The following is a 19,807-nucleotide window of genomic DNA, read 5'->3' as shown; positions in this document are numbered from 1 at the left end:
CCGTATGACCAGTAACTTTCACACACTGAAACCCACCCCACTGTTCACCGCTGGCTCCGCCAGCCGCCCGGAGCGGGACCTGCTCGGCGAGCGCCAAGTGCCCGCCGACGCCTATTTCGGGATACAGACACTGCGCGCTCTGGAAAATTTCCAGATTACCGGTATCACTCTGAACCACTTTCCCAATCTGGTGAAAGCGCTGGCCATGGTCAAGAAAGCCGCCGCCCGCGCCAACTGTGAGCTCGGCTACCTGCACAAGGACCTGGCCGAATTTATCGGCATAGCCTGCGACGAAATTATCGCCGGCAAACTGCACGACCACTTTCTGGTGGACATGATCCAGGGCGGCGCCGGCACTTCAACCAATATGAACACCAATGAAGTGATTGCCAACCGCGCGCTGGAACTGCTGGGCCACGAAAAAGGAGACTACAAAAAGGTTCACCCCAACAATCACGTAAACCTTTCCCAGTCCACCAACGACGTCTATCCGACGGCCATCAATCTGGCCATACTGCTCAGCTACAGCGATCTGGTAGACGCCATGGAGCAACTGTGCCAGGAGTTCGACAAAAAAGCCGCCGAATTTTCCAGTGTCATCAAAATGGGCCGCACACAGCTGCAGGACGCCGTGCCCATGACCCTGGGGCAGGAATTCGCGGCTTTTGCGGCCACGGTGCGCGAGGATGTGGACCGCGTCAAAGAGCTGGTAGAGCTATTCAAGGAAATCAATATGGGCGGCACCGCCATCGGCACGGGCATCAACACCGACCCCGACTACGGCCAATTGGTGGTCGCCGCTCTGTCGGATATTTCCGGTATCGATTTCGTCTGCGCGGAAAACCTGGTGGAAGCCACTTCGGACACGGGCGCATTCGTGATCTTCTCCGGCGTAATGAAACGCATTGCGGTGAAAATCTCTAAGATCTGCAATGACCTGCGCCTGCTTTCCAGTGGCCCGCGCGCCGGCCTCAACGAAATCAACCTGCCGCCGATGCAGCCCGGCTCGTCCATCATGCCCGGCAAGGTCAACCCGGTAATTCCCGAAGTAGTGAATCAGGTAGCCTACCAGGTTATCGGCAACGACCTCACCATCACTCTGGCTGCAGAGAGCGGACAGCTGCAGCTGAACGTTATGGAACCGGTGATTGCCTTTAACCTGCTGCAGTCGATGCGCCTGATGACCCAGGCCATGAATACTCTGGCACACCGCTGCGTCAGCGGTATTACCGCCAACGAGCATCGCTGTCGGGAGCTGGTGGAAAACAGTATCGGACTGATTACTGCCGTCACCCCCTTTATCGGCTACGAAAATGCCACCCGCATTGCCAAAGAAGCGCTGAACAGCGGACGCAGTGTCAAGGAGCTGGTTCTCGAGGAGGGACTTCTGAACGAAGAAGAGTTGAACGATATTTTACAGCCAGAGAATATGACCCGGCCGCGCAAAGTGGCGCTAAAGGGGAAAGCTTGAAAAAGCCCTGAATAGCATGCTCCAGGAAATGAAAAAGGCCTTTACAGGCCTTTTTCGAACTCTCTTCAGATACCCAGAGCGCTGGCCATCCTATCCGGTGGCACATAGCCCGGGACCACACTCCCATCCTCCAGCACGATGGTAGGTGTACCGCGCACATCGATTACTTCATTGCCCAGCTTATACTGTTTCGCCACCGGGTTGTTGGCACACACGTTAAGTGGCACCTTTTGGCGGTTTTTCAATGCAGTCAAGGTACTGTTGCGGTCCTCGGCACACCAGGCAGTGGCAATCTTGCGATAGCTGGGCGATTTCAGACCAGCACGCGGAAAAGCCAAATAACGCACCTCAATACCACGCCGATTCAGTTCCGGCACATCGTTGTGCAATTTACGGCAGTAACCGCAGTCCACATCGGTAAACACATAGATATGTGCTTTCTTTTCCCCCTTGGGAGAGAAAACGATCATATCGTCAATATCCTGTGCTTCCATGACCTTCGCCCGCCGACTGGTACGACGCTCCTCGGAAAGGTTTGCCAGGCCGCCCCCACTCTTCACCTGGTAAAGATCACCGAAGATGAAATGGCTGCCGTCTTTAGAAACAAACAGCGTACTGGCGCCACCATCAACATCCACTTCATACAGGCCGCTAATCGGGCTCTCACGTACTTCGCCGTAGCTGGCCTTGGGATTGCCCGCTTCGAGGCGCGCCTTGATGGTTTTCGCGATACTGGCGTCGACCTCCGCCTGGGCCATTGACCCCAGAAGTGCAGCGAGAGCTCCCGCCAGCACCAACGGCTTCTTAAATAAAGTCATTCCCGATAGCTCCTTCGATGCGTTGTTGACTTCGACTGGTACGATGAATTCCGATTCCCAGTATGGCAATTCATTAGCGACGAACCGCCAGTGCGTCGCGTTTTACCATATCCGCGCCAGCGGAACCATGAAGCAGTCCTACCCCCGCGGGTGGTGCTCCCTGTGCAGCTCGCTGAGACGCGCCTTGGCTACCTGAGTATATATCTGTGTGGTAGAAAGATCCGTGTGTCCCAACAGCAGTTGAACCACGCGCAGATCAGCGCCGTGATTCAACAGATGCGTCGCGAAAGCGTGCCGCAATGTATGGGGCGACAGCGGCTTGTCGATTCCGGCCACCATTGCCCAATGCTTGATACGGTACCAGAAGGTCTGGCGGGTCATCGGTCGCCCACCACGGCCGGGAAAGCAGGTATCACTGTCCCCCGGTGGCAACATGTGCGGTCTGATTTGTTTCAAATAGCGCTGCATCCAGTCCTGGGCCGTCTCTCCCATGGGGACCAGCCGCTCCTTCCCACCCTTGCCAAACACCCGCACCACGCCCTGGCGCAGATTGACCTGGGATACGCTCAACTCCACCAGCTCGCTGACCCGCAAACCGCAGGCGTAGAGTAGCTCCAACATGGTGCGATCGCGCATTCCGATAGGGGTATCCGTATCCGGCGCATCCAGTAACGCATCCACGTCCGCCTCCGACAGAGACTTTGGCAGCGGCTTGGATAACTTGGGGTTTTCAACCAAGGCCACCGGATCTTCCCTAATCAACCCCTCGCGCAGGCAATAGCGGTAGAAGCTGCGCAAGGATGCCAGAGTGCGGGCACTGGAGCGGGCCGAATGATTCCGTTGATGTTTATCGGCGAGAAATGCCTGCACCTCCTCGCGTCCCGCAGCGATCAGACCAAGGCCCAGCCCAGAGCAAAAATCAGCAAATGCGCACAGATCCCGACCGTAACCTTCCCGAGTGTGTTCGCTGGCACCACGTTCAGCCCAGAGCATATCCAGCCATCGGGTGATCAGTGCACGTTGTTCGCTTGAATTATCCATGGGCACATTTAACCACAGATGATAGAAAGCGTGACCGGAGCAACTGCCGCAGCGAGTGGATGAAGCAGGTGCTACACAACAAAAAAAAGCCGGGGCATTTCTGCCCCGGCTTTCGGTTCGCAATCTAAGAAAAACTTAGTTGAGTTTTTCTTTGATGCGCGCTGCTTTACCAGTCAGATCGCGCAGATAGTACAGCTTGGCCTGGCGCACATCACCGCGACGCTTCACGGTTATGCTGTCCACCAGCGGGCTGTGGGTCTGGAAGGTGCGCTCCACGCCAACACCGTGAGAAATCTTGCGCACGGTGAAAGAAGAGTTCAGACCGCGGTTGCGCTTACCGATGACCACACCTTCAAACGCCTGCAGACGCTCGCGGTTACCTTCTTTCACTTTTACCTGAACAACAACGGTATCGCCCGGGGCAAATTCCGGCACGTCACTTTTCAGCTGTTCCTGTTCCAGCTGCTGAATGATTTTGTTAGTCATTTGGATTGCTCCCAAATAAGTTGTGTAGCTTCTCAGCTAGTTCACCAAACTACTCACGCCTCCCGGCGAGTCCGGCATTACAGGCATCTCCACAAAGCGGAGTATGCCCCTAAGATTCTTTCCGCTGCCACTCCTGCCGGATTTCCTCCAGCAGTGCGGTTTTCTCCGTATCCAGCACTAATTTTTCCAGCAGATCCGGGCGCCGCTGCAGTGTTCGCGTCAGTGCCTGCTTCAACCGCCAGCGGCGGATTTTTTCGTGATTGCCCGACAGCAGCACTTCTGGAACCACCCTGCCCCTGTACGCTTCCGGGCGCGTGTAGTGAGGGCAGTCCAACAGCCCCTGGGCAAAAGAGTCTTCCTGTGCGGACTGCTCATGCCCCAGTGCACCGGGAATCAGCCGAGTAATGGCATCCACCATCACCATGGCCGCGAGCTCGCCACCGCTCAATACATAGTCGCCAATCGACCACTCTTCATCGATCAGCAATTCCACAATGCGCTCGTCGACACCCTCGTAGCGCCCTGCCAACAGTACCAGGTTGCCCGCATCAGACAGAGATTCCACACCCTTCTGATCCAGTGGGCGCCCCTGGGGCGACAGATAGATGCTCCGCGCTCTCGCACCGCCCTCTTCAGCCCATTCCCGCGCCGCGGAAAGCGCCTGGTACAGGGGCTCGGCCAGCATGACCATACCGGGCCCGCCACCGTAGGGACGATCATCAACAGTGCGGTGCCGGTCGCTCGTAAAATCCCGCGGATTCCAACAGCGCACTTCCAGCAGCCCGTCCTTGACCGCTCGCCCAGTGATACCGTAGTCGGTCAACGCAGCAAACATCTCCGGAAAGATGCTGACCAGCGCGATGCGCTTGGCGGCCACGGTTAAAACTCCGGATCCCAGTCGACGGTGATAACGCCAGAGGCCAGATCGATATCGCTGATATAGTCACCGGGCAAATAGGGAATCAGGCGTTCACGTTTATCCTGACCCCGCACCACCAATACATCATTGGCGCCGGTTTCCATCAGCCGGACAACTGTTCCGAGGTCATAATCGCCACCGTTAAACCGGCTGACAACACGCAAACCTTCGAGCTGGTGCCAGTAGTACTCCCCCTCTTCGAGCGGGGGCATCAGATTCCGGCCTACAGCGATATCCCGCTGACAGAACTGGCCAGCCAAATCGCGGTCGTCAACGCCCTTGATGTGGACGATCAGGCCTTTGCCGTGGCGCTTGCCTCTGTCAACCTCGACCTTCTCCCAGCCGTGGGGCTTGCGCAACCACCACTGTTCGAACTGCAGGATATTGTCCATCGGCTCCGTGTAGGAGTGTACCTTCACCCAGCCACGGACTCCGTAAACCGCGGTGATGCGCCCAACAGTGACCAAGTCTTCGGAATGGGATCCACTATCCGCCACTGAAACACTCACCGCAGAGTTTGGCTTATGCAGATTCTTTCAGCAGTTTGCTGACGCGGTCGGAAACCTGCGCACCCTGGCTCAACCAGTAGTCCACACGCTCGCGGTCAACGCGCAGACGCTCTTCCTGGCCGCGCGCGATCGGGTTGAAGAAGCCCACACGCTCGATAAAACGACCGTCGCGGGAATTGCGGCTGTCGGTTACTGTCAGGTGATAGAACGGGCGCTTTTTAGCACCGCCACGAGCCAAACGAATGGTTACCATGTAGCTTTCCTGTAGTTTCAATACACTTCGACCGCCTCTGGCGGTCGAACAAACTGATGCCGCCAGACGGGCCTGGCTGAAAGGCGGCGTATTCTAATGTACGTCTCGGGGTTTGTATAGCACCAGGGAGAGGGACGCCCGAATAATTTGCCGGGGCGTGGTGCCCCGGCTATTTTTTGCGGAAACCGGGCGGCAGCCCGCCGGGCATACCGCCCAATCCACCCGCACCGCCGCCGAGCCCCGGCATACCGCCCAGGCCCCGCATCAACTTACTCATGCCGTTGCCCTTGAGCTTTTTCATCATCTTGCCCATTTGCTTGTGCTGCTTGAGCAGGCGGTTGAGATCCTGAATCTGGGTGCCGGAACCAGCAGTGATACGACGCTTGCGGGAACCGTTGAGGATATCGGGATTGCGGCGTTCGGCCGGCGTCATGGAGCTGATAATGGCATCCATGCGCTTGAATTCCTTGCCCATATCCACCTGAGCCGCCGCCTGAGCCAAACCACCCATACCCGGCATTTTGTCCAACAGCGCACCAAAACCACCCATATTCTGCATCTGTTGCAGCTGATCGCGCAGGTCTTCCAGGTCAAAACCCTTGCCCTTGCGCACTTTCTTGACCAGCTTTTCGGCTTTGGCTTTGTCGATTTTCTGCTCGGCTTCTTCAATCAGCGACAGGATATCGCCCATGCCGAGGATACGCGAAGCAATGCGGTCCGGGTGGAAAGTCTCCAGGGCATCGGTCTTCTCACCGACACCGATAAATTTGATGGGCTTGCCGGTCACATGCCGCACTGACAGCGCTGCACCGCCGCGGGCGTCACCGTCCGCCTTGGTCAGAATCACCCCAGTCAGCGGCAGCGCCTCATCGAATGCCTTGGCCGTATTGACCGCATCCTGGCCGATCATGGCGTCAATCACAAACAGGGTTTCCGCTGGATCGAGCGTGCCGTGCAACGCGCGGATCTCTTCCATCAACTCCTCGTCGATATGCAGACGGCCTGCGGTGTCAACGATCAACACGTCGGCAAACTGCTTGCGCGCTGCATCCACCGCCCCTTTGGCAATATCCAGCGGCTTCTGTTCTGGATTGGAAGGATGGAAAAGAGCGCCCACCTCTCCCGCAAGAGTCTCCAGCTGCTTGATGGCCGCGGGACGGTAGACATCCGCGCTCACAACCATCACCTTTTTCTTTTCCCGTGTTTGCAGGTACTTGGCCAGTTTGGCCACGCTGGTGGTCTTACCGGCGCCCTGCAGGCCCGCCATCAAAATCACCGCCGGCGGCTGCACCGCAAGGTTCAACGGCTGGGCCGCCTCCCCCATCACTTTGACCAGCTCGTCCTGGACTATTTTTACGAACTGCTGCCCCGGGTTCAGGGCCTTGCTGACCTTTTGCCCCACCGCCGCAGTGCGCACTTGCTGCACAAAGGCCTTTACCACTGGCAGGGCGACGTCCGCTTCCAGCAGCGCCTTACGCACTTCGCGGAGCGTATCGCGGATATTGTCATCCGTTAGGCGCGCTTTGCCGGTGACCTTTTTCAGTGCCGACGACAGGCGGTCGCTCAGGTTATCGAACATGGGTACGTCTGGACCTCTTCATCATCTACAGACTGGTAATTCCCTGGCGCGGCGGAGCGCCCAGCCGGGAACCCGGAAAACACGGCAGTATAGCGCAGGCGGACTTTTCAGCCCAGGCACCCATTCCAGTTCCGGTCGCTCTTTTCTGCAAAGTCGCACTGTGACACACTGCCGCCCTGTCACGACACTGAATATCAACAGCGACACGGACTTACCGATGGCGACACTCGCCCACTGGATGGCAATCGCTTTTTACTTGGCCACCACTGCCGTGGCCGCCCGCGCCCTGGCCCGCGGACGCCAACCCGACAACAAACTGCTTCTCGGCCTGCTGGCTGCAGCCCTTGCTGCCCACGGCATCTCGCTCTATTACACGCTACTGTCCCCGGCCGGCTACCGCTTCGACCTATTAGCGATACTGTCACTGGTGGCCTGGACGGTGAACCTGTTGCTCTGGATCCTGGCCGCCAACCGCTCACTGACCCTACTGATATTGATTCTGGCCCCCATGGGTGCCCTGACGGAGCTTGGGGCGGTGCACTCTTGGGGCGGCGTCGCCCCGCGCGAGCAGCTTTCCACGGGTATCGCCGTGCACGCCCTGCTCTCTATCGCCGCTTACTCCCTGCTGGCACTGGCTACCCTACAGGCCTTATACCTCTATTATTTGAACCAGCAGCTGCACAACCACAGGCCCGGCGGCATCAGCCGCCTGCTGCCGCCATTGCAGAGCATGGAATCCCTACTATTCGGCCTTATCGCTTTCGGCCAGCTGCTGCTCACCGCATCGCTGCTGACCGGATTTCTGTTTGTAGACGATATCCTCGGCCAGCATCTGGTACACAAGACAACCCTCTCCATTGTCGCCTGGGTGCTCTACAGCATTCTTCTCTGGGGACACTGGAAACTCGGCTGGCGCGGAAACACTGCGGTGCGCTGGACACTGACTGCCTTTGCCACACTAATGCTGGCCTATTTCGGCAGCAAGCTTGTGCTGGAAGTAATATTGCAACGCGGTTAACGCAGCGGCACTTGCGGGCATCGGAATTCTGTTTCAATATCCCCGCTTCGCAATAAAAAGAGCTCTCCCTTGAACGAGATACCCCTCGGCCTGTTATTCGGACTACTGGCTCTGTTAATTGTCATTTCCGCCTTCTTTTCCAGCTCCGAAACCAGCATGATGGCGCTGAACCGCTATCGCCTGCGCCATCAGGCGAAAAGCGGGCACCGCGGTGCCAAGCGGGCGATGGAACTGTTGTCGCGCCCGGACAAACTGATTGGCGTTATCCTGATCGGCAATAACCTGGTCAATATTCTGGCCTCGGTAATTGCCGGGGTGGTTTTCACCCAGCTGTACGGCGACGCAGGGGTTATCTATGCCACCGCGGCCCTGACCATCGTCATACTGATCTTCGCCGAAGTAACCCCTAAGACGGTCGCCGCCCTGCGCCCCGAGAAGATCGCTTTTCCCGCCTCTCTGGTACTGCGCCCCCTACTGTGGCTCCTGGCTCCACTGGTATGGCTCGTCAGCAGTATTTCCAACGGTCTGGCACGCTTGGTGGGGGTTGAGGCCAGCGCCGGTAACGAGGCAGAACACTTGGCGCCGGAAGAACTGCGCACCGTAGTGTTCGAGTCGGGCGCACTGCTGCCGAAAAAACACAAAGGCATGTTGCTCAACGTGCTGGACCTGGACCAGGCCACAGTGGAAGACATCATGATTCCCCGCAATGAAGTGACGGGTGTGGATCTGGAGAGCACTGGCGACGAGATACTGCAACAGCTGGCCGAGAGCAGCTATACACGCCTGCCGGTCTACAGAGGTGACATCAACCGCGTGGTGGGCATACTGCATCTGCGTCGTGCCGCCCAGATACTGCGCGACGGCCCCGAGGCATTCAGCGCTGAGCGCCTTCAGTCCTACACCGACGAACCTTACTTCGTGCCGGAAGCAACCCCACTTCCCACCCTGCTGATGAACTTCCAAAAGAAGAAACGCCGTATGGGATTGGTTGTGGATGAGTACGGCGAAGTTATGGGCATCGTCACCCTCGAGGACCTGCTGGAGGAAATCGTCGGCGACTTCACCACCAGCCCGGTACCCAGCGAGGATGAGGAGATAGTGGCCGACGGGGACGACTGGTACCTGATCGAGGGCGGCACCTCCATCCGCGACATCAATCGCACCCTGCAGTGGGATCTGCCCACCGACGGGCCCAAAACTTTGAACGGCCTGGCAATGGAATATCTGGAGAGCATTCCCGACGGCAATATCAGCTTCTACCTCCAGGATTACCTGGTGGAAATCGTGGAAGTATCAGACAAGATGATAACCCGGGCGCGGGCCAAGAAAGTGCGCTAGCAACCCGCCGCCCCGACGTCAGGTGAAATCCATCACCAGCTGTTTGACCGGGGCAAAACTTTGCCGGTGGATCGGGCTGGGCCCCAGCCGCTCCAGCGCCTCCAGGTGCGCCTTGGTGGGATAGCCCTTGTGGGCTGACAGGCCATAGCCCGGGTACTCTCCATCCAACGCCACCATTTCCCGGTCGCGCGTGACCTTCGCCAGAATAGAAGCGGCTGCGATGGCCGCCACGCGCCCATCACCCTTGACCACAGTATCGCAGGGGTAATTCCAGTCGGGCTTTCTGTTACCGTCCACCACAACGAATTCCGGCTGAATCCGCAGATTTTCCACCGCCCGGCGCATGGCCAGCAGGCTTGCATGCAAAATATTCAACCGGTCAATCTCCTCGACAGTCGCGCGAGCCACCGCAAAGCACAGAGCGCGTTCGCGTATCTCATCGAACAGCAACTCGCGCTTTTTTTCACTCAACTTTTTTGAATCCGCCAGCCCCTCAATCGTCTTGTTCGGATCGAGAATGACCGCCGCCGCCACCACATCGCCAGCCAGCGGACCGCGGCCGACTTCATCGACGCCAGCGAGCAACGGGCCTGTGTAGGGACAAATATATGGAGATAGGGAATCTTGTTTTTTCATGCTTCTTCTCTGCGACAAGGCCGCCCCGGCAGGCCAGGCCACCGGGTGTCTCAGCAACTACTCCACCCGCTATTGCTGTTTTATGCAACCCCCAACAAATTACATACCGCGTCGGCGGCACGCTCTGAGGCGTTGCGCCGCAGTTGCTGGTGCAAAACATCAAACTCCCGCTGCAGCTGATCAACCAGCAGTGGATCCTCAAAATAACGCAGCAGTGCAGCCCCAAGATTTTCCGGCGTTGCGTCCTCCTGCAGGATTTCCGGCACCAGTTCCCGCTGTGCTAACAGATTCGGCAAAGCCACCCACGGCGTGCGCAGCATACGGGAGAAAATCGCGTAGGAAAGGGACGCCATCTTATAGGCCACCACCATGGGCCTCTTCAGCAGCATCGTCTCCAGGGTGGCGGTTCCGGAAGCAATCAATACGGCGTCTGCAGCCGCCAGTGCCTTGTGGGAATTGCCACTCTGCAGACGCACCGGCAGGTCGGCGTATTCCCCCAACATGGACTTCAGTTCCGACAAGCGCTGATCATTGGCTGCCGGCAAGATGAACTTCAGTTCCGGACAGCGCTGGTGGCACCAGCGTGCCGCCTGCAAAAACAAGGGGCCAAGCAGGCGTACTTCGCCACCGCGACTACCCGGCAACAGTGCAATCACCCGCTCCTCCAGCCCGAAACCCAGCTCGCGGCGCGCCGCCGCCATATCCACCTGCAGCGGAATCTCATCCGCCAGCGGATGCCCGACAAAAGTAACTGGTACACCATGCTCCTCGTAAAAACTGGCTTCGAAAGGGAGCAGCGTCAGCATGTGATCCACAGCCCGGGCGATTTTCTTTATTCGCCCGCGCCGCCAGGCCCAAACGGACGGACTGACGTAGTGCAGTGTGGGAATACCCGCAGCTTTAAGGGACTCTTCCAAAGTGAGATTGAAGTCAGGGGAGTCGATACCGACAAACAGGTCAGGGGGATTGTCGATAAAGTGCTGACGCAGGGCGCGACGGATTTTCAGTAGCTCTGGCAAACGCTTGAGAGGTTCCACCAACCCCATTACCGACAAGCGCTCCATCGGAAAAAGAGAGCGGGCACCAAGGGAAAGCATACGCGGACCGGCGATCCCCTCCACCTCCAGGCGGCCCACCCGCTTTTGCAGCGCCTCAATCAGGCCAGCACCGAGAATATCTCCTGACACTTCACCTGCGACTATGCCAATGCGCAGCGTTTTTTCCTCGATGTTCACTCGCCTCCCCTCTTTCCGGCGCCCACTTCCTTAAACAGGGAAAGGGCATACCGGAATAATTGCAGTCTTTTTTGTTCAGGTCAGCGGACTATACCGCGGGTAGAAGACTTGAGGGAATCAATCCAGGGCTGAATTACTGGTGACTGCTCGCGCAACTCCAAAAGAGCCTCCAAAGCTTCATGCATGGTGAGGCCGCGACGGTAGACGATCTTGTACGCTTTGTTGATCAACGCAATTTCATCCCGACTGAAACCGCGGCGACGCAGCCCTTCCGCATTGATTGTCTTGGCTTCCGCGGGATTGCCAGCCACCATCACATAAGCGGGTACATCCTTGCCGATGGCCGCTCCCATGCCCGTAAAAGCGTGCTCACCGATGGTGCAGTACTGGTGCACCAGGCTGAAACCGCTGAGAATGGCCCAGTCCCGCACTTCCACATGGCCGGCGAGAGCCACATTATTGACCAGGATGGTGTTGTTATGGATCACGCTGTCGTGGCCCACATGGGCATAGGCCATGATCAAATTATCGTTGCCGATCGTGGTTTCGCCTCGGTCCTGTACCGTTCCACGGTGGATGGTGACACCTTCGCGAATGACATTGTTGTCGCCAATCACCAGTGTGGTGTCTTCCCCCTTGTATTTCTTGTCCGGCGTATCCTGGCCGACGGTGGCGAACTGATAGATGCGGTTGTTCTTGCCAAGCGTGGTGGGCCCGTTCAGCACTACGTGGGAGGCAATCTCACAGCCGTCTCCTATCTCCACCTTCGGCCCCACTACCGTATAGGGACCAATGCTCACCCCGGAACCAATGATCGCCGATTCATCGACAATGGCGGTGGGGTGGATAGTCGTCTGCATTCTGCGCCCTGCTCCTCGGAAGCTGAAAAAACCACATTAATCGCGATTCAAATTGATTGGAAGCGACCCTTTCACAGCGCCTTCTTAGCGCCCTTTCAAACTTTTTTGACCGCGCAAAGAATATCGGCAGAAGTGGCCAGCTCACCGTCCACACTCGCCTTGCAAGAGAATTTCCAGATACCGCGCCGATCTGAAATCACCTCGGATTCCAGCTGCAGGCGATCCCCCGGTACCACTTGCCGCTTAAAGCGCACATTATCGATACCACCAAAAAGATACAGGTAGCCGTCTTCCGGCTTCTGGCCCAGCGTTTTAAAGCCCAGTATGCCGGAAACCTGTGCCAGCGCCTCAACGATCATAACTCCGGGGAAAATAGGGATCTCCGGGAAGTGGCCATTGAACACCTCCTCATTGACGGAAATATTCTTATAGCCCTTGATGTATTTTCCTTCTTCCAGTTCAACAATGCGGTCCACCAGCAGGAAAGGATAGCGATGCGGCAGGTATTGACGAATCTCGCGAACGTCCATCATTTGAAAAATCCCCAGAAACCATTTCGGGGCCTAGGTGTGTACTGCCGCACGCTAGGCCCCGAAAACAACAAATCCAGTCTAAATTTGTGCCCGATAAGCTCAATCGCCCCGGTGCGCCAACTGCTCCAATTGCACCTCCAACTCCTTCAAGCGGCGGGCCATCTGGTCTAACTGTCCATAGCGCACAGCGTTGCGGCGCCAACTCCTGCTGTCGGAGAAAGGGGTGCCGCTGGAGTAGGAGCCGGCGCGATCGATGGATTTCGTTACCAGTGTTCTGGCAGTGATGTGGCTGCCATCGGCCACAGTAACGTGTCCCACCACACCGGCACCGCCGGCGAGAGTGCAGTGCTTACCGATAACGGCGCTGCCCGCAACTGCGGAACAGGCCGCAATGGCTGTGTAGTCACCAATCCGCACATTGTGCGCGATTTGCACCTGATTGTCGATCTTGACCCCATTGCCGATAACGGTATTGCCCAAGGCCCCGCGATCGATACAGGTTACGGCTCCAATCTCCACCTCATCGCCAATCTCGACCCCGCCAAGCTGGTGAATCTTGACCCACTGGCGCTCGTACGGGGCAAAGCCAAAACCGTCCGCACCAATCACGGCGTGGCTGTGAATAATACAGTTCCGACCCACTGAGCAGCCGTGGTAAACCACTACATTGGGATAGAGACGACTGCCTTCACCGATCTCACTGCCCTCACCCACCACACAGTTGGCGCCAATACTCGCATCGGCGCCAACTCGGGCAAACGCCTCTATCACCGCGCCGGCGGCGATACTGGCGCGCGGATGCACCTCCGCATCGGGGTGCACGCTCGCCGCGGGGTGGATGCCCGCGCTGGGCTTCGGCGCCCTGTCAAACAGCGCTGTGGCTTGGGCGAAAGCATGGTAAGGATTGTCCACGACAAGCGCAGATACCGGACATTCACTAGCCATATCACTGCTGATCAGCACCGCGAGGGCGCGGGTCCCGGGGAGAAAGCGCCGGTAGGCGGCGCTGGCGAGAAAGCTGACCTGAGAGGTATCTGCATCCTGCAGGGTGTTGAGGCCGGAGACCAAGCAGCTGGCATCGGCACCTGGAGCCAAGCGCAACTCGGCGCCCAGCTGTCGCGCCAGCTGGGCAAGTGTGGGCACTTCTGTCATAAATCGGGCTGCGGGTGTGTTACTTGTCGGCATTCATACGCTTGACCACTTCCGCGGTCAGGTCATTTTCCGGACTCGCATAGTAGGCGGAGCCGGCATCCAGCACCAGGTCAATCTTTTGCTCTTTGATAATCGCCTTCAGTGCAGTTTCAGCCTTGGGCGCCATAGTTTTTTGAATTTCCTGGCCCACCTGGACCTCCATGGCCCGCAGCTTCTTCAAAGTGCTTTCAAAATCGGAGCGCTTGAAATTCATCTTGCGCTGGTGCTCGGCCTTTTGCTCATTAGACCAAGTGACGGAATTTTTTTCCGCATCCTCAGCCATTTTTTGCACCTCCGAGCGAATGGATTCTGCACTGCTCTGCAATTTGGAATATTCCGAACTGGTCTTCAGTGCATTCACTTTGGATTTGGCAGCCTCAGTGCTCATGATGGCAGCCTGCAGGTTAAAAACCGCGACTTTGGTCTCGGCCACAGCGGCACCGGACAGGAAGACCCCAGTAAGCAGAACTGCAATAATTTTTACATTTTTAAGCACGTTGGATTCTCCATTTTGCTTTATTTTTACTTCGCGGCCATCAGACCCCAAGTATCTTGGCCTTGTGTTTAGAAGCTGTTACCCAGTGAGAACTGGAAAACCTCCACTTCGTCTTCATCACTTTTCTCCAGCGCCTTGGCCAGACTGAAGGTCAGCGGGCCGAAGCCGGTAATCCAAGTCAGGCCGACTCCCGCCGAGACATTGATATGCTCCAAATCCACATCGTAACAGTTGAGCTGTGAAATACCACAGCTGGAATCAAACACATTCCCCGCATCGATAAAGAAAGCGGACTGCATGGAACGCTGATCCTTGACGAAAGGAAGCGGGAAGATAATTTCCGCACTGCCCTCAATCAAAATATTTCCGCCGAAAGGATCTGGCTCATCATCATATGCGAGCACTTCCAGTTCGCCTGTGTCCGCATTCTTTATATAACAGCTAGAGCTGATCCCATCCTCATCCACCGCACAGCTGGTGAAGTTGTAAAATTGATAAGGTGTGGAACGTGGGCCCAGGGAATTGCGCTCGAAGCCACGCACGGAACCGAAGCCTCCCGCGTAGAAATTTTCAAAGAACGGTAGCTCAGTAGTATCCCCGTAGCTATCCGCATAACCCAAGCGGGTGCGCAGGCGCAGGGTCAGATTCTTAGTCAAGGGGCGGAAATACTGACCAGTATAGATAGCCTTGTAGTACTCCAGGTCACCGCCCGGCAGTGCAACCTCCAGAGAAAAACGCTGGGAGGTGCCGCGGGTAGCGAGAATGCCGCGGTTCAATGTAGAACGCGCATAAGAGCCGGTAACAGTAAAGGAGTCAAAGTTCTCGCCGTTGAGATCCACAAAACCGTCAAAATCGGTATTGAGCAGTGATTCATCGAGCGGGCTGCTCAAATCCAGGGCTTCTCCTGCATCAAATGCTTCTTCCAGCTCTTCGGAAATCTCAGTTTCATCACTCGATAAAATCATCCCGATCAAGCTATCATTTGGAACCGGGCTGCCTTTAATTTCCTTAACCGGGGTTTCACCCACCCCCAACTCCAGGTGGCTGACCCCCAGATTCAGGCCGACCCGTGAAATTTCCGAAATCGGATAACCAAAACTGAGGCCTGCGCCATAGCTGGTGGTGTTATAGCTGGAAACCCCAATTTCTGAGTAATCGCGCTCCTGGTAATAAACGTTGAACCCCCGGCTGACACCATCTGGCGTAAAATAAGGATCGGTGTAAGAGAAATTGAGCACCGTCTGATAGACGGACGTATTCACCGCAAAGCCGACAGACTTTCCGGTACCCAGCCAGTTGTTCTCCTGCACGTTGGCGCCGAGCACCAAACCACTGCTCTGAGCGTAACCCACTGTGCCGCCAATGGTGCCGGAGGGCTGCTCCTCAACCGTATACTCCACGTCGATCTGGTCGGAAGTGCCGGGCACCTCTGTGGTCTCTACCTCCACTTCCTTGAAGAAGCCCAGGCGCTCCAGACGCACCTTGGACTGCTCGATGCGGGCGGACGACGCGGACGCAGCTTCCATCTGCCGCATCTCCCGCCGCAACACCTCATCGGCAGTGCGCGTATTGCCGCGGAAGTTGATGCGGCGCACATAGGCGCGCTTGCCGGGATCGATAAAGAAAGTGACCTTTACCGTTTTGTCTTCCTCGTTGGGCTCGGGGATACCGTTGACCTCCGCGAAGGTGTAGCCCTCATTGCCAAGGCGCTTGGTGATGTAGTCGGAAGTGGTTGTCATCAGCACCTGGGAAAAAGTCTGCCCCTCCCGCACCAACAGCAACCGCCTGATCTCTTCCTCGGGCACTACGGGATCGCCCGCCAGTTCCACCTCGCTTACCTTGTAGATATCGCCTTCGGTGACATTGATGGTAATAAATACGCTGCGCTTGTCCGGGCTCAGGGAGACCTGGGTGGAGTCGATTTTGAATTCCAGATAACCCCGATCCAGATAGTAGGATTCCAGGCGCTCCAGGTCGCCGGTGAGTTTTTCCCGGGAGTACTTGTCGTCGCTTCTGAGCCAGGACAACCAGCCGGTGGTTTGCAGCTCAAAAATCTCCGCCAACTCCTCGTCGGAAAATGCGGCGTTGCCGACGATATTGATATGCTTGATCGCGGCGACAGCCCCCTCGTCCACGATCACCTTGAGCTCTACCTGATTGCGGGGCAGCTCCTTGACCTCAGTCTTGACGCTGGCGCCGTAACGGCCCTGAGCCACATACTGGCGCTGCAGTTCCTGCGCCAGCCCCTCGAGAGTGGCGCGCTTGAAAATCTGCCCTTCGGCCAGGCCGTTTTCCTCCATGCCTTTGAGCAGATCTTCGGTCTTGATGGCCTTGTTGCCGGTAATTTCAATTTTTGAAATCGCCGGCCGCTCGCGCACAGTGATCACCAGTACACCGTTTTCACGGCCTATCTGGATATCTTGAAAGTACCCCGTACGAAACAGGGCACGGGTGGCACTTTGAATGTCCAGGCTCTCGATCTGGTCGCCGACGCGCACCGGCAATGCCGCGAATACGGTACCGGCGGAGACCCGCTGCAGCCCCTCCACGCGGATATCGTTGACCACGAAAGACTGGGCGATGGCGGTCAATGGCAGAGCCAGGCCCAGGGAGGCCGCTTTCAGGAAATGGTTCATCTCGTGTCTGTTCCCGGTTCTTTATTCGCAATTCCAACTGATCAGGAGGGAGGCCGGCGGCGCCCCTCGCCTACCCCTCCCCTTGCGGGGGAGGGCATGTACCGCGCTCAGAGACGCAGTATGTCGTTGTAGAGGGCCAGGCCCATAATGCCCAGCACCAAAGCCATGCCCACCTGCAGACCGATCATCTGCACCCTTTCAGAAACAGGCGATCCCTTGATGGCCTCAATGCCGTAATAAAGTAGATGGCCGCCGTCGAGCACGGGGATAGGAAGCAGGTTTAGCACGCCGAGACTGATACTGAGCAAGGCCAACAGAGAGAGGAACGACTGCCATCCCGCCTCGGCCGAAGAGCCGGCCACTTTAGCAATGGTGATAGGGCCGCTCAAGTTCTTGGTGGACAGCTGGCCGAGGAGCAGTTTCTTCAGGCTGTTTAGGGTAAACAAGGTCTTTTCCCAAGTCTCCTGCAAGCCTTTGGCGAAAGCGCCACCAACACCGTAGTGATAAGTCCTGACCTTGTCCTCCGGCCAGGATTCAGCCACAGGCAGCACGCCAATCTGGCCAACGCTCTCCCCGCTCTCAAGCGTCACTTCCCTGGGCACCACCGGAATTTCCAGAGACGTGCCGTCCCGCTCCACTTCAACGAGTATTTCTTCACCCGGTCGGGCGCGCACATAAGCAGACCAACTGCCCCAATCGTCAAATGTACGGCCATCGGTAAGCACGATGCGATCCCCCGCACGCAAACCGGCGCTCTCCGCTGGACTGTCCGCAGTCACTTGCGAAAGCACCATGGTGATCGGTGGCGTCCACAGCTCGAGCCCAACCTCCTTCACTGGGTCCGGCACCTCTTTACCCGACATCCAGCGATCGATATCCGCCTCCATATGGTATTCGAGCTCGGAATCCGGATAACGCACGGAGAATTCAATCGTCCCGCTATCCCCCAGGCGGTTCGCCAGCTGCCAGTTAAGCGCCTGCCAGGTGGGCGTACTCTCGCCATCGACTGCGATAATCTCCTGCCCCGGCTCCAGCCCGGCCCGCGCTGCGACACTGCCCGCCTCCACTGACTGCACGATGGGAACAGGTCCCGCCGTTCCTCCCATAAACACAACCCAAAAGAAGACGATCGCCAATAGGAAATTGGCAAAGGGGCCCGCGGCAACGATAGCCATGCGCGCCCAAACGCTCTTGCGGTTGAATGCCATGTGCAGCTCATCCTCCCGCACGGGCCCTTCGCGCTCATCCAGCATCTTGACATAACCGCCCAGAGGAATGGCGGACAGAGTGAATTCCGTGCCGTGACGATCGTAACGGGACACTAGGCGCCGGCCAAAGCCCACAGAAAATCGCAGCACCTTGACGCCACACAGACGAGCCACCAGAAAGTGGCCATATTCGTGGAAGGACACCAGTACACCGAGGGCTACTAGGGCCCAGATTACCGTCTGAATAAAATCCATACTCACTTGCAAATTCTTCGATTTCCGCCGCGTCATTCAGCCTGAGAAACACCGGCAGACGCAAACTACCAGCGCTTTGCCTCGAACGGCGCCTCAACACCATTCGGTTTGTCCACCCGGCTTAGAGCGCTTCCAGCACCTGCCGAGCTTGCAGCCGCGCATTGCAATCCGCTGTTTCGACTGCATCCAAGCCCGTCAGTTCAACAACTTGCGCACTTTTCATGACCTGCTCTATCACTGCGGGAATGCTGGTAAACGCCAACTTTCCCTCCAAAAAAGCTTCCACCGCCACCTCGTTGGCGGCATTCAAGACTGCCGGGGCACTGCCACCGGCATCCATTGCCTCCCGGGCCAGTCGCAGACACGGAAAACGCTGTATATCCGGGGCTTCGAAATCCAGGCGGCCCTGCGCAATCAGATCTAGCGCCGCCACACCGCTGTCGATACGCTCAGGGAAGGCGAGTGCATGCGCTATGGGCGTGCGCATATCCGGATTTCCCATCTGCGCCAATAGGGAACCGTCACGGTACTGCACCATGGAATGCACTATGCTCTGCGGGTGCACCACCACCTCAATCTGCTCTGGACGCGCATTAAACAGCAGGCAGGCCTCGATAAACTCCAGCCCCTTGTTCATCATGGTGGCGGAATCCACAGAGATCTTGCGCCCCATAGACCAATTGGGGTGGGCACAGGCCTCATCGGGCGTGACCCGGTGCAGATCGCTTACGGCGCGGGTACGGAAGGGCCCTCCAGAGCCGGTGAGCAGAATCTTCTCCACGCCCGCCTCCTCCAGACTGGCACAGGGCTGTGGCAGGCACTGGAATATTGCGTTGTGCTCGCTGTCGATCGGCAGCAACCGGGCGCCGCTGCGCGCCAGGGCACGCATAAATACGGGCCCGGCCATTACAAGGGCTTCTTTGTTAGCGAGCAATACTTTCTTTCCCGCCTCCACCGCCGCCAGAGTCGGGCGTAGTCCGGCGGCGCCGACAATGGCGGCCATCACCACATCCACCTGCGGATCTGAAGCCACTTGGCAAAGGCCCTCGCTCCCCCAGAGAATCTCGACAGACGACGACTCGTCCGCGAGCAGTTGGCGCAACTCCGCCGCCCCCTTCTCAGTGGCGACGACCGCAAAACGCGGCTTGAAGCGCCGACACTGCTGCGCCAATTCCGCAATGCGCCCGCGTGCGGTCAGCGCGTGGACGGCATAGCGCTGCGGGTGGCGTGCCAACACATCCAGCGTACTGACACCAATGGATCCGGTGGAACCGAGAACGGAAACGGATTGCGCGGCTTGGGATTGCATGGGCTGACTGTCTACC

General features: G+C 57.5%; 19 protein-coding genes. 3 read left to right on the top strand and 16 right to left on the bottom strand.

The window, feature by feature from the left end; translation table 11 throughout:
- Positions 1–4: 4 nt before the first annotated feature.
- Positions 5–1,471, top strand: a complete 1,467-nt coding sequence (gene aspA, locus A3224_RS06250) for an aspartate ammonia-lyase (RefSeq protein ID WP_067152635.1) — start codon at positions 5–7, stop codon at positions 1,469–1,471.
- A gap of 65 nt (positions 1,472–1,536) precedes the next feature.
- Here the strand turns inward: aspA and A3224_RS06245 are convergent, their stop codons facing one another.
- The 7 genes from A3224_RS06245 to ffh form a co-directional block, all read right to left on the bottom strand.
- Positions 1,537–2,289 (bottom strand): DsbC family protein, encoded by a 753-nt coding sequence (locus A3224_RS06245; RefSeq protein ID WP_067152633.1) that lies wholly within the window; start codon positions 2,287–2,289, stop codon positions 1,537–1,539.
- Between the two features lie 138 nt (positions 2,290–2,427).
- Positions 2,428–3,330 carry a site-specific tyrosine recombinase XerD gene (xerD, locus tag A3224_RS06240; RefSeq protein WP_067152631.1) on the bottom strand — a complete coding sequence of 301 codons (903 nt, stop codon included), beginning with the start codon at positions 3,328–3,330 and terminating at the stop codon, positions 2,428–2,430.
- Positions 3,331–3,465: 135 nt separating this feature from the next.
- Positions 3,466–3,822, bottom strand: a complete 357-nt coding sequence (rplS, locus tag A3224_RS06235; RefSeq protein ID WP_437180639.1) for a 50S ribosomal protein L19 — start codon at positions 3,820–3,822, stop codon at positions 3,466–3,468.
- Positions 3,823–3,925: 103 nt separating this feature from the next.
- Entirely contained in the window at positions 3,926–4,651 is a 726-nt protein-coding gene (trmD, locus tag A3224_RS06230) for a tRNA (guanosine(37)-N1)-methyltransferase TrmD (protein WP_067157573.1), read from the bottom strand.
- A gap of 44 nt (positions 4,652–4,695) precedes the next feature.
- On the bottom strand, positions 4,696–5,232 hold the full coding sequence (gene rimM / locus A3224_RS06225; protein ID WP_067157571.1) for a ribosome maturation factor RimM: 537 nt from the start codon (positions 5,230–5,232) through the stop codon (positions 4,696–4,698).
- Between the two features lie 25 nt (positions 5,233–5,257).
- Positions 5,258–5,497 (bottom strand): 30S ribosomal protein S16, encoded by a 240-nt coding sequence (rpsP, locus tag A3224_RS06220; RefSeq protein WP_067152627.1) that lies wholly within the window; start codon positions 5,495–5,497, stop codon positions 5,258–5,260.
- A gap of 169 nt (positions 5,498–5,666) precedes the next feature.
- Positions 5,667–7,076 carry a signal recognition particle protein gene (gene ffh, locus A3224_RS06215; protein WP_067152625.1) on the bottom strand — a complete coding sequence of 470 codons (1,410 nt, stop codon included), beginning with the start codon at positions 7,074–7,076 and terminating at the stop codon, positions 5,667–5,669.
- 217 nt (positions 7,077–7,293) lie between these two features.
- Here ffh and A3224_RS06210 point away from each other — a divergent pair, with 217 nt between their 5' ends.
- Positions 7,294–8,094, top strand: a complete 801-nt coding sequence (locus A3224_RS06210; protein WP_067152622.1) for a cytochrome C assembly family protein — start codon at positions 7,294–7,296, stop codon at positions 8,092–8,094.
- A 69-nt stretch (positions 8,095–8,163) separates the two neighbouring features.
- Positions 8,164–9,432, top strand: a complete 1,269-nt coding sequence (locus tag A3224_RS06205) for an HlyC/CorC family transporter (RefSeq protein WP_067152620.1) — start codon at positions 8,164–8,166, stop codon at positions 9,430–9,432.
- 18 nt (positions 9,433–9,450) lie between these two features.
- Here A3224_RS06205 and rnhB read toward each other — a convergent pair whose 3' ends face one another.
- From rnhB to ispC, 9 genes are all read right to left on the bottom strand, one after another.
- Positions 9,451–10,068 (bottom strand): ribonuclease HII, encoded by a 618-nt coding sequence (gene rnhB, locus A3224_RS06200; RefSeq protein ID WP_067152618.1) that lies wholly within the window; start codon positions 10,066–10,068, stop codon positions 9,451–9,453.
- Between the two features lie 80 nt (positions 10,069–10,148).
- Positions 10,149–11,303: a lipid-A-disaccharide synthase gene (gene lpxB, locus A3224_RS06195; protein WP_067152615.1), complete on the bottom strand. Its 1,155-nt coding sequence runs from the start codon at positions 11,301–11,303 to the stop codon at positions 10,149–10,151.
- 80 nt (positions 11,304–11,383) lie between these two features.
- A complete protein-coding gene (lpxA, locus tag A3224_RS06190) occupies positions 11,384–12,163 on the bottom strand; it encodes an acyl-ACP--UDP-N-acetylglucosamine O-acyltransferase (RefSeq protein ID WP_067152612.1) in 780 nt (259 codons plus the stop codon).
- Positions 12,164–12,258: 95 nt separating this feature from the next.
- A complete protein-coding gene (gene fabZ, locus A3224_RS06185; protein ID WP_067152611.1) occupies positions 12,259–12,696 on the bottom strand; it encodes a 3-hydroxyacyl-ACP dehydratase FabZ in 438 nt (145 codons plus the stop codon).
- 99 nt (positions 12,697–12,795) lie between these two features.
- Positions 12,796–13,848 carry a UDP-3-O-(3-hydroxymyristoyl)glucosamine N-acyltransferase gene (gene lpxD / locus A3224_RS06180; protein WP_067152609.1) on the bottom strand — a complete coding sequence of 351 codons (1,053 nt, stop codon included), beginning with the start codon at positions 13,846–13,848 and terminating at the stop codon, positions 12,796–12,798.
- 19 nt (positions 13,849–13,867) lie between these two features.
- Positions 13,868–14,383, bottom strand: a complete 516-nt coding sequence (locus tag A3224_RS06175; protein ID WP_067157568.1) for an OmpH family outer membrane protein — start codon at positions 14,381–14,383, stop codon at positions 13,868–13,870.
- A 68-nt stretch (positions 14,384–14,451) separates the two neighbouring features.
- Positions 14,452–17,019 carry an outer membrane protein assembly factor BamA gene (gene bamA / locus A3224_RS06170; RefSeq protein WP_067152607.1) on the bottom strand — a complete coding sequence of 856 codons (2,568 nt, stop codon included), beginning with the start codon at positions 17,017–17,019 and terminating at the stop codon, positions 14,452–14,454.
- Positions 17,020–17,126: 107 nt separating this feature from the next.
- A complete protein-coding gene (gene rseP / locus A3224_RS06165) occupies positions 17,127–18,482 on the bottom strand; it encodes an RIP metalloprotease RseP (protein ID WP_067152604.1) in 1,356 nt (451 codons plus the stop codon).
- A 121-nt stretch (positions 18,483–18,603) separates the two neighbouring features.
- A complete protein-coding gene (gene ispC / locus A3224_RS06160; protein WP_067152602.1) occupies positions 18,604–19,791 on the bottom strand; it encodes a 1-deoxy-D-xylulose-5-phosphate reductoisomerase in 1,188 nt (395 codons plus the stop codon).
- Positions 19,792–19,807: the final 16 nt, after the last annotated feature.

This window comes from Microbulbifer thermotolerans (assembly GCF_001617625.1).
GTDB classification, from domain to species: domain Bacteria; phylum Pseudomonadota; class Gammaproteobacteria; order Pseudomonadales; family Cellvibrionaceae; genus Microbulbifer; species Microbulbifer thermotolerans.
The sequence above is the reverse complement of the archived record's forward strand: the minus strand, read 5'-3'. Positions and strand labels throughout refer to the sequence as shown.

What these genes read in the sequence shown, in the direction of transcription:
- A3224_RS06245 (WP_067152633.1), bottom strand. Translation starts at nt 2,289, where the DNA reads ATGACTTTATTTAAGAAGCCGTTGGTGCTGGCGGGAGCTCTCGCTGCA.
- rseP (WP_067152604.1), bottom strand. Translation starts at nt 18,482, where the DNA reads ATGGATTTTATTCAGACGGTAATCTGGGCCCTAGTAGCCCTCGGTGTA.
- ispC (WP_067152602.1), bottom strand. Translation starts at nt 19,791, where the DNA reads ATGCAATCCCAAGCCGCGCAATCCGTTTCCGTTCTCGGTTCCACCGGA.
- rpsP (WP_067152627.1), bottom strand. Translation starts at nt 5,497, where the DNA reads ATGGTAACCATTCGTTTGGCTCGTGGCGGTGCTAAAAAGCGCCCGTTC.
- fabZ (WP_067152611.1), bottom strand. Translation starts at nt 12,696, where the DNA reads ATGATGGACGTTCGCGAGATTCGTCAATACCTGCCGCATCGCTATCCT.
- lpxA (WP_067152612.1), bottom strand. Translation starts at nt 12,163, where the DNA reads ATGCAGACGACTATCCACCCCACCGCCATTGTCGATGAATCGGCGATC.
- lpxD (WP_067152609.1), bottom strand. Translation starts at nt 13,848, where the DNA reads ATGACAGAAGTGCCCACACTTGCCCAGCTGGCGCGACAGCTGGGCGCC.
- A3224_RS06210 (WP_067152622.1), top strand. Translation starts at nt 7,294, where the DNA reads ATGGCGACACTCGCCCACTGGATGGCAATCGCTTTTTACTTGGCCACC.
- bamA (WP_067152607.1), bottom strand. Translation starts at nt 17,019, where the DNA reads ATGAACCATTTCCTGAAAGCGGCCTCCCTGGGCCTGGCTCTGCCATTG.
- xerD (WP_067152631.1), bottom strand. Translation starts at nt 3,330, where the DNA reads ATGGATAATTCAAGCGAACAACGTGCACTGATCACCCGATGGCTGGAT.
- aspA (WP_067152635.1), top strand. Translation starts at nt 5, where the DNA reads ATGACCAGTAACTTTCACACACTGAAACCCACCCCACTGTTCACCGCT.
- ffh (WP_067152625.1), bottom strand. Translation starts at nt 7,076, where the DNA reads ATGTTCGATAACCTGAGCGACCGCCTGTCGTCGGCACTGAAAAAGGTC.
- rnhB (WP_067152618.1), bottom strand. Translation starts at nt 10,068, where the DNA reads ATGAAAAAACAAGATTCCCTATCTCCATATATTTGTCCCTACACAGGC.
- trmD (WP_067157573.1), bottom strand. Translation starts at nt 4,651, where the DNA reads ATGTTTGCTGCGTTGACCGACTACGGTATCACTGGGCGAGCGGTCAAG.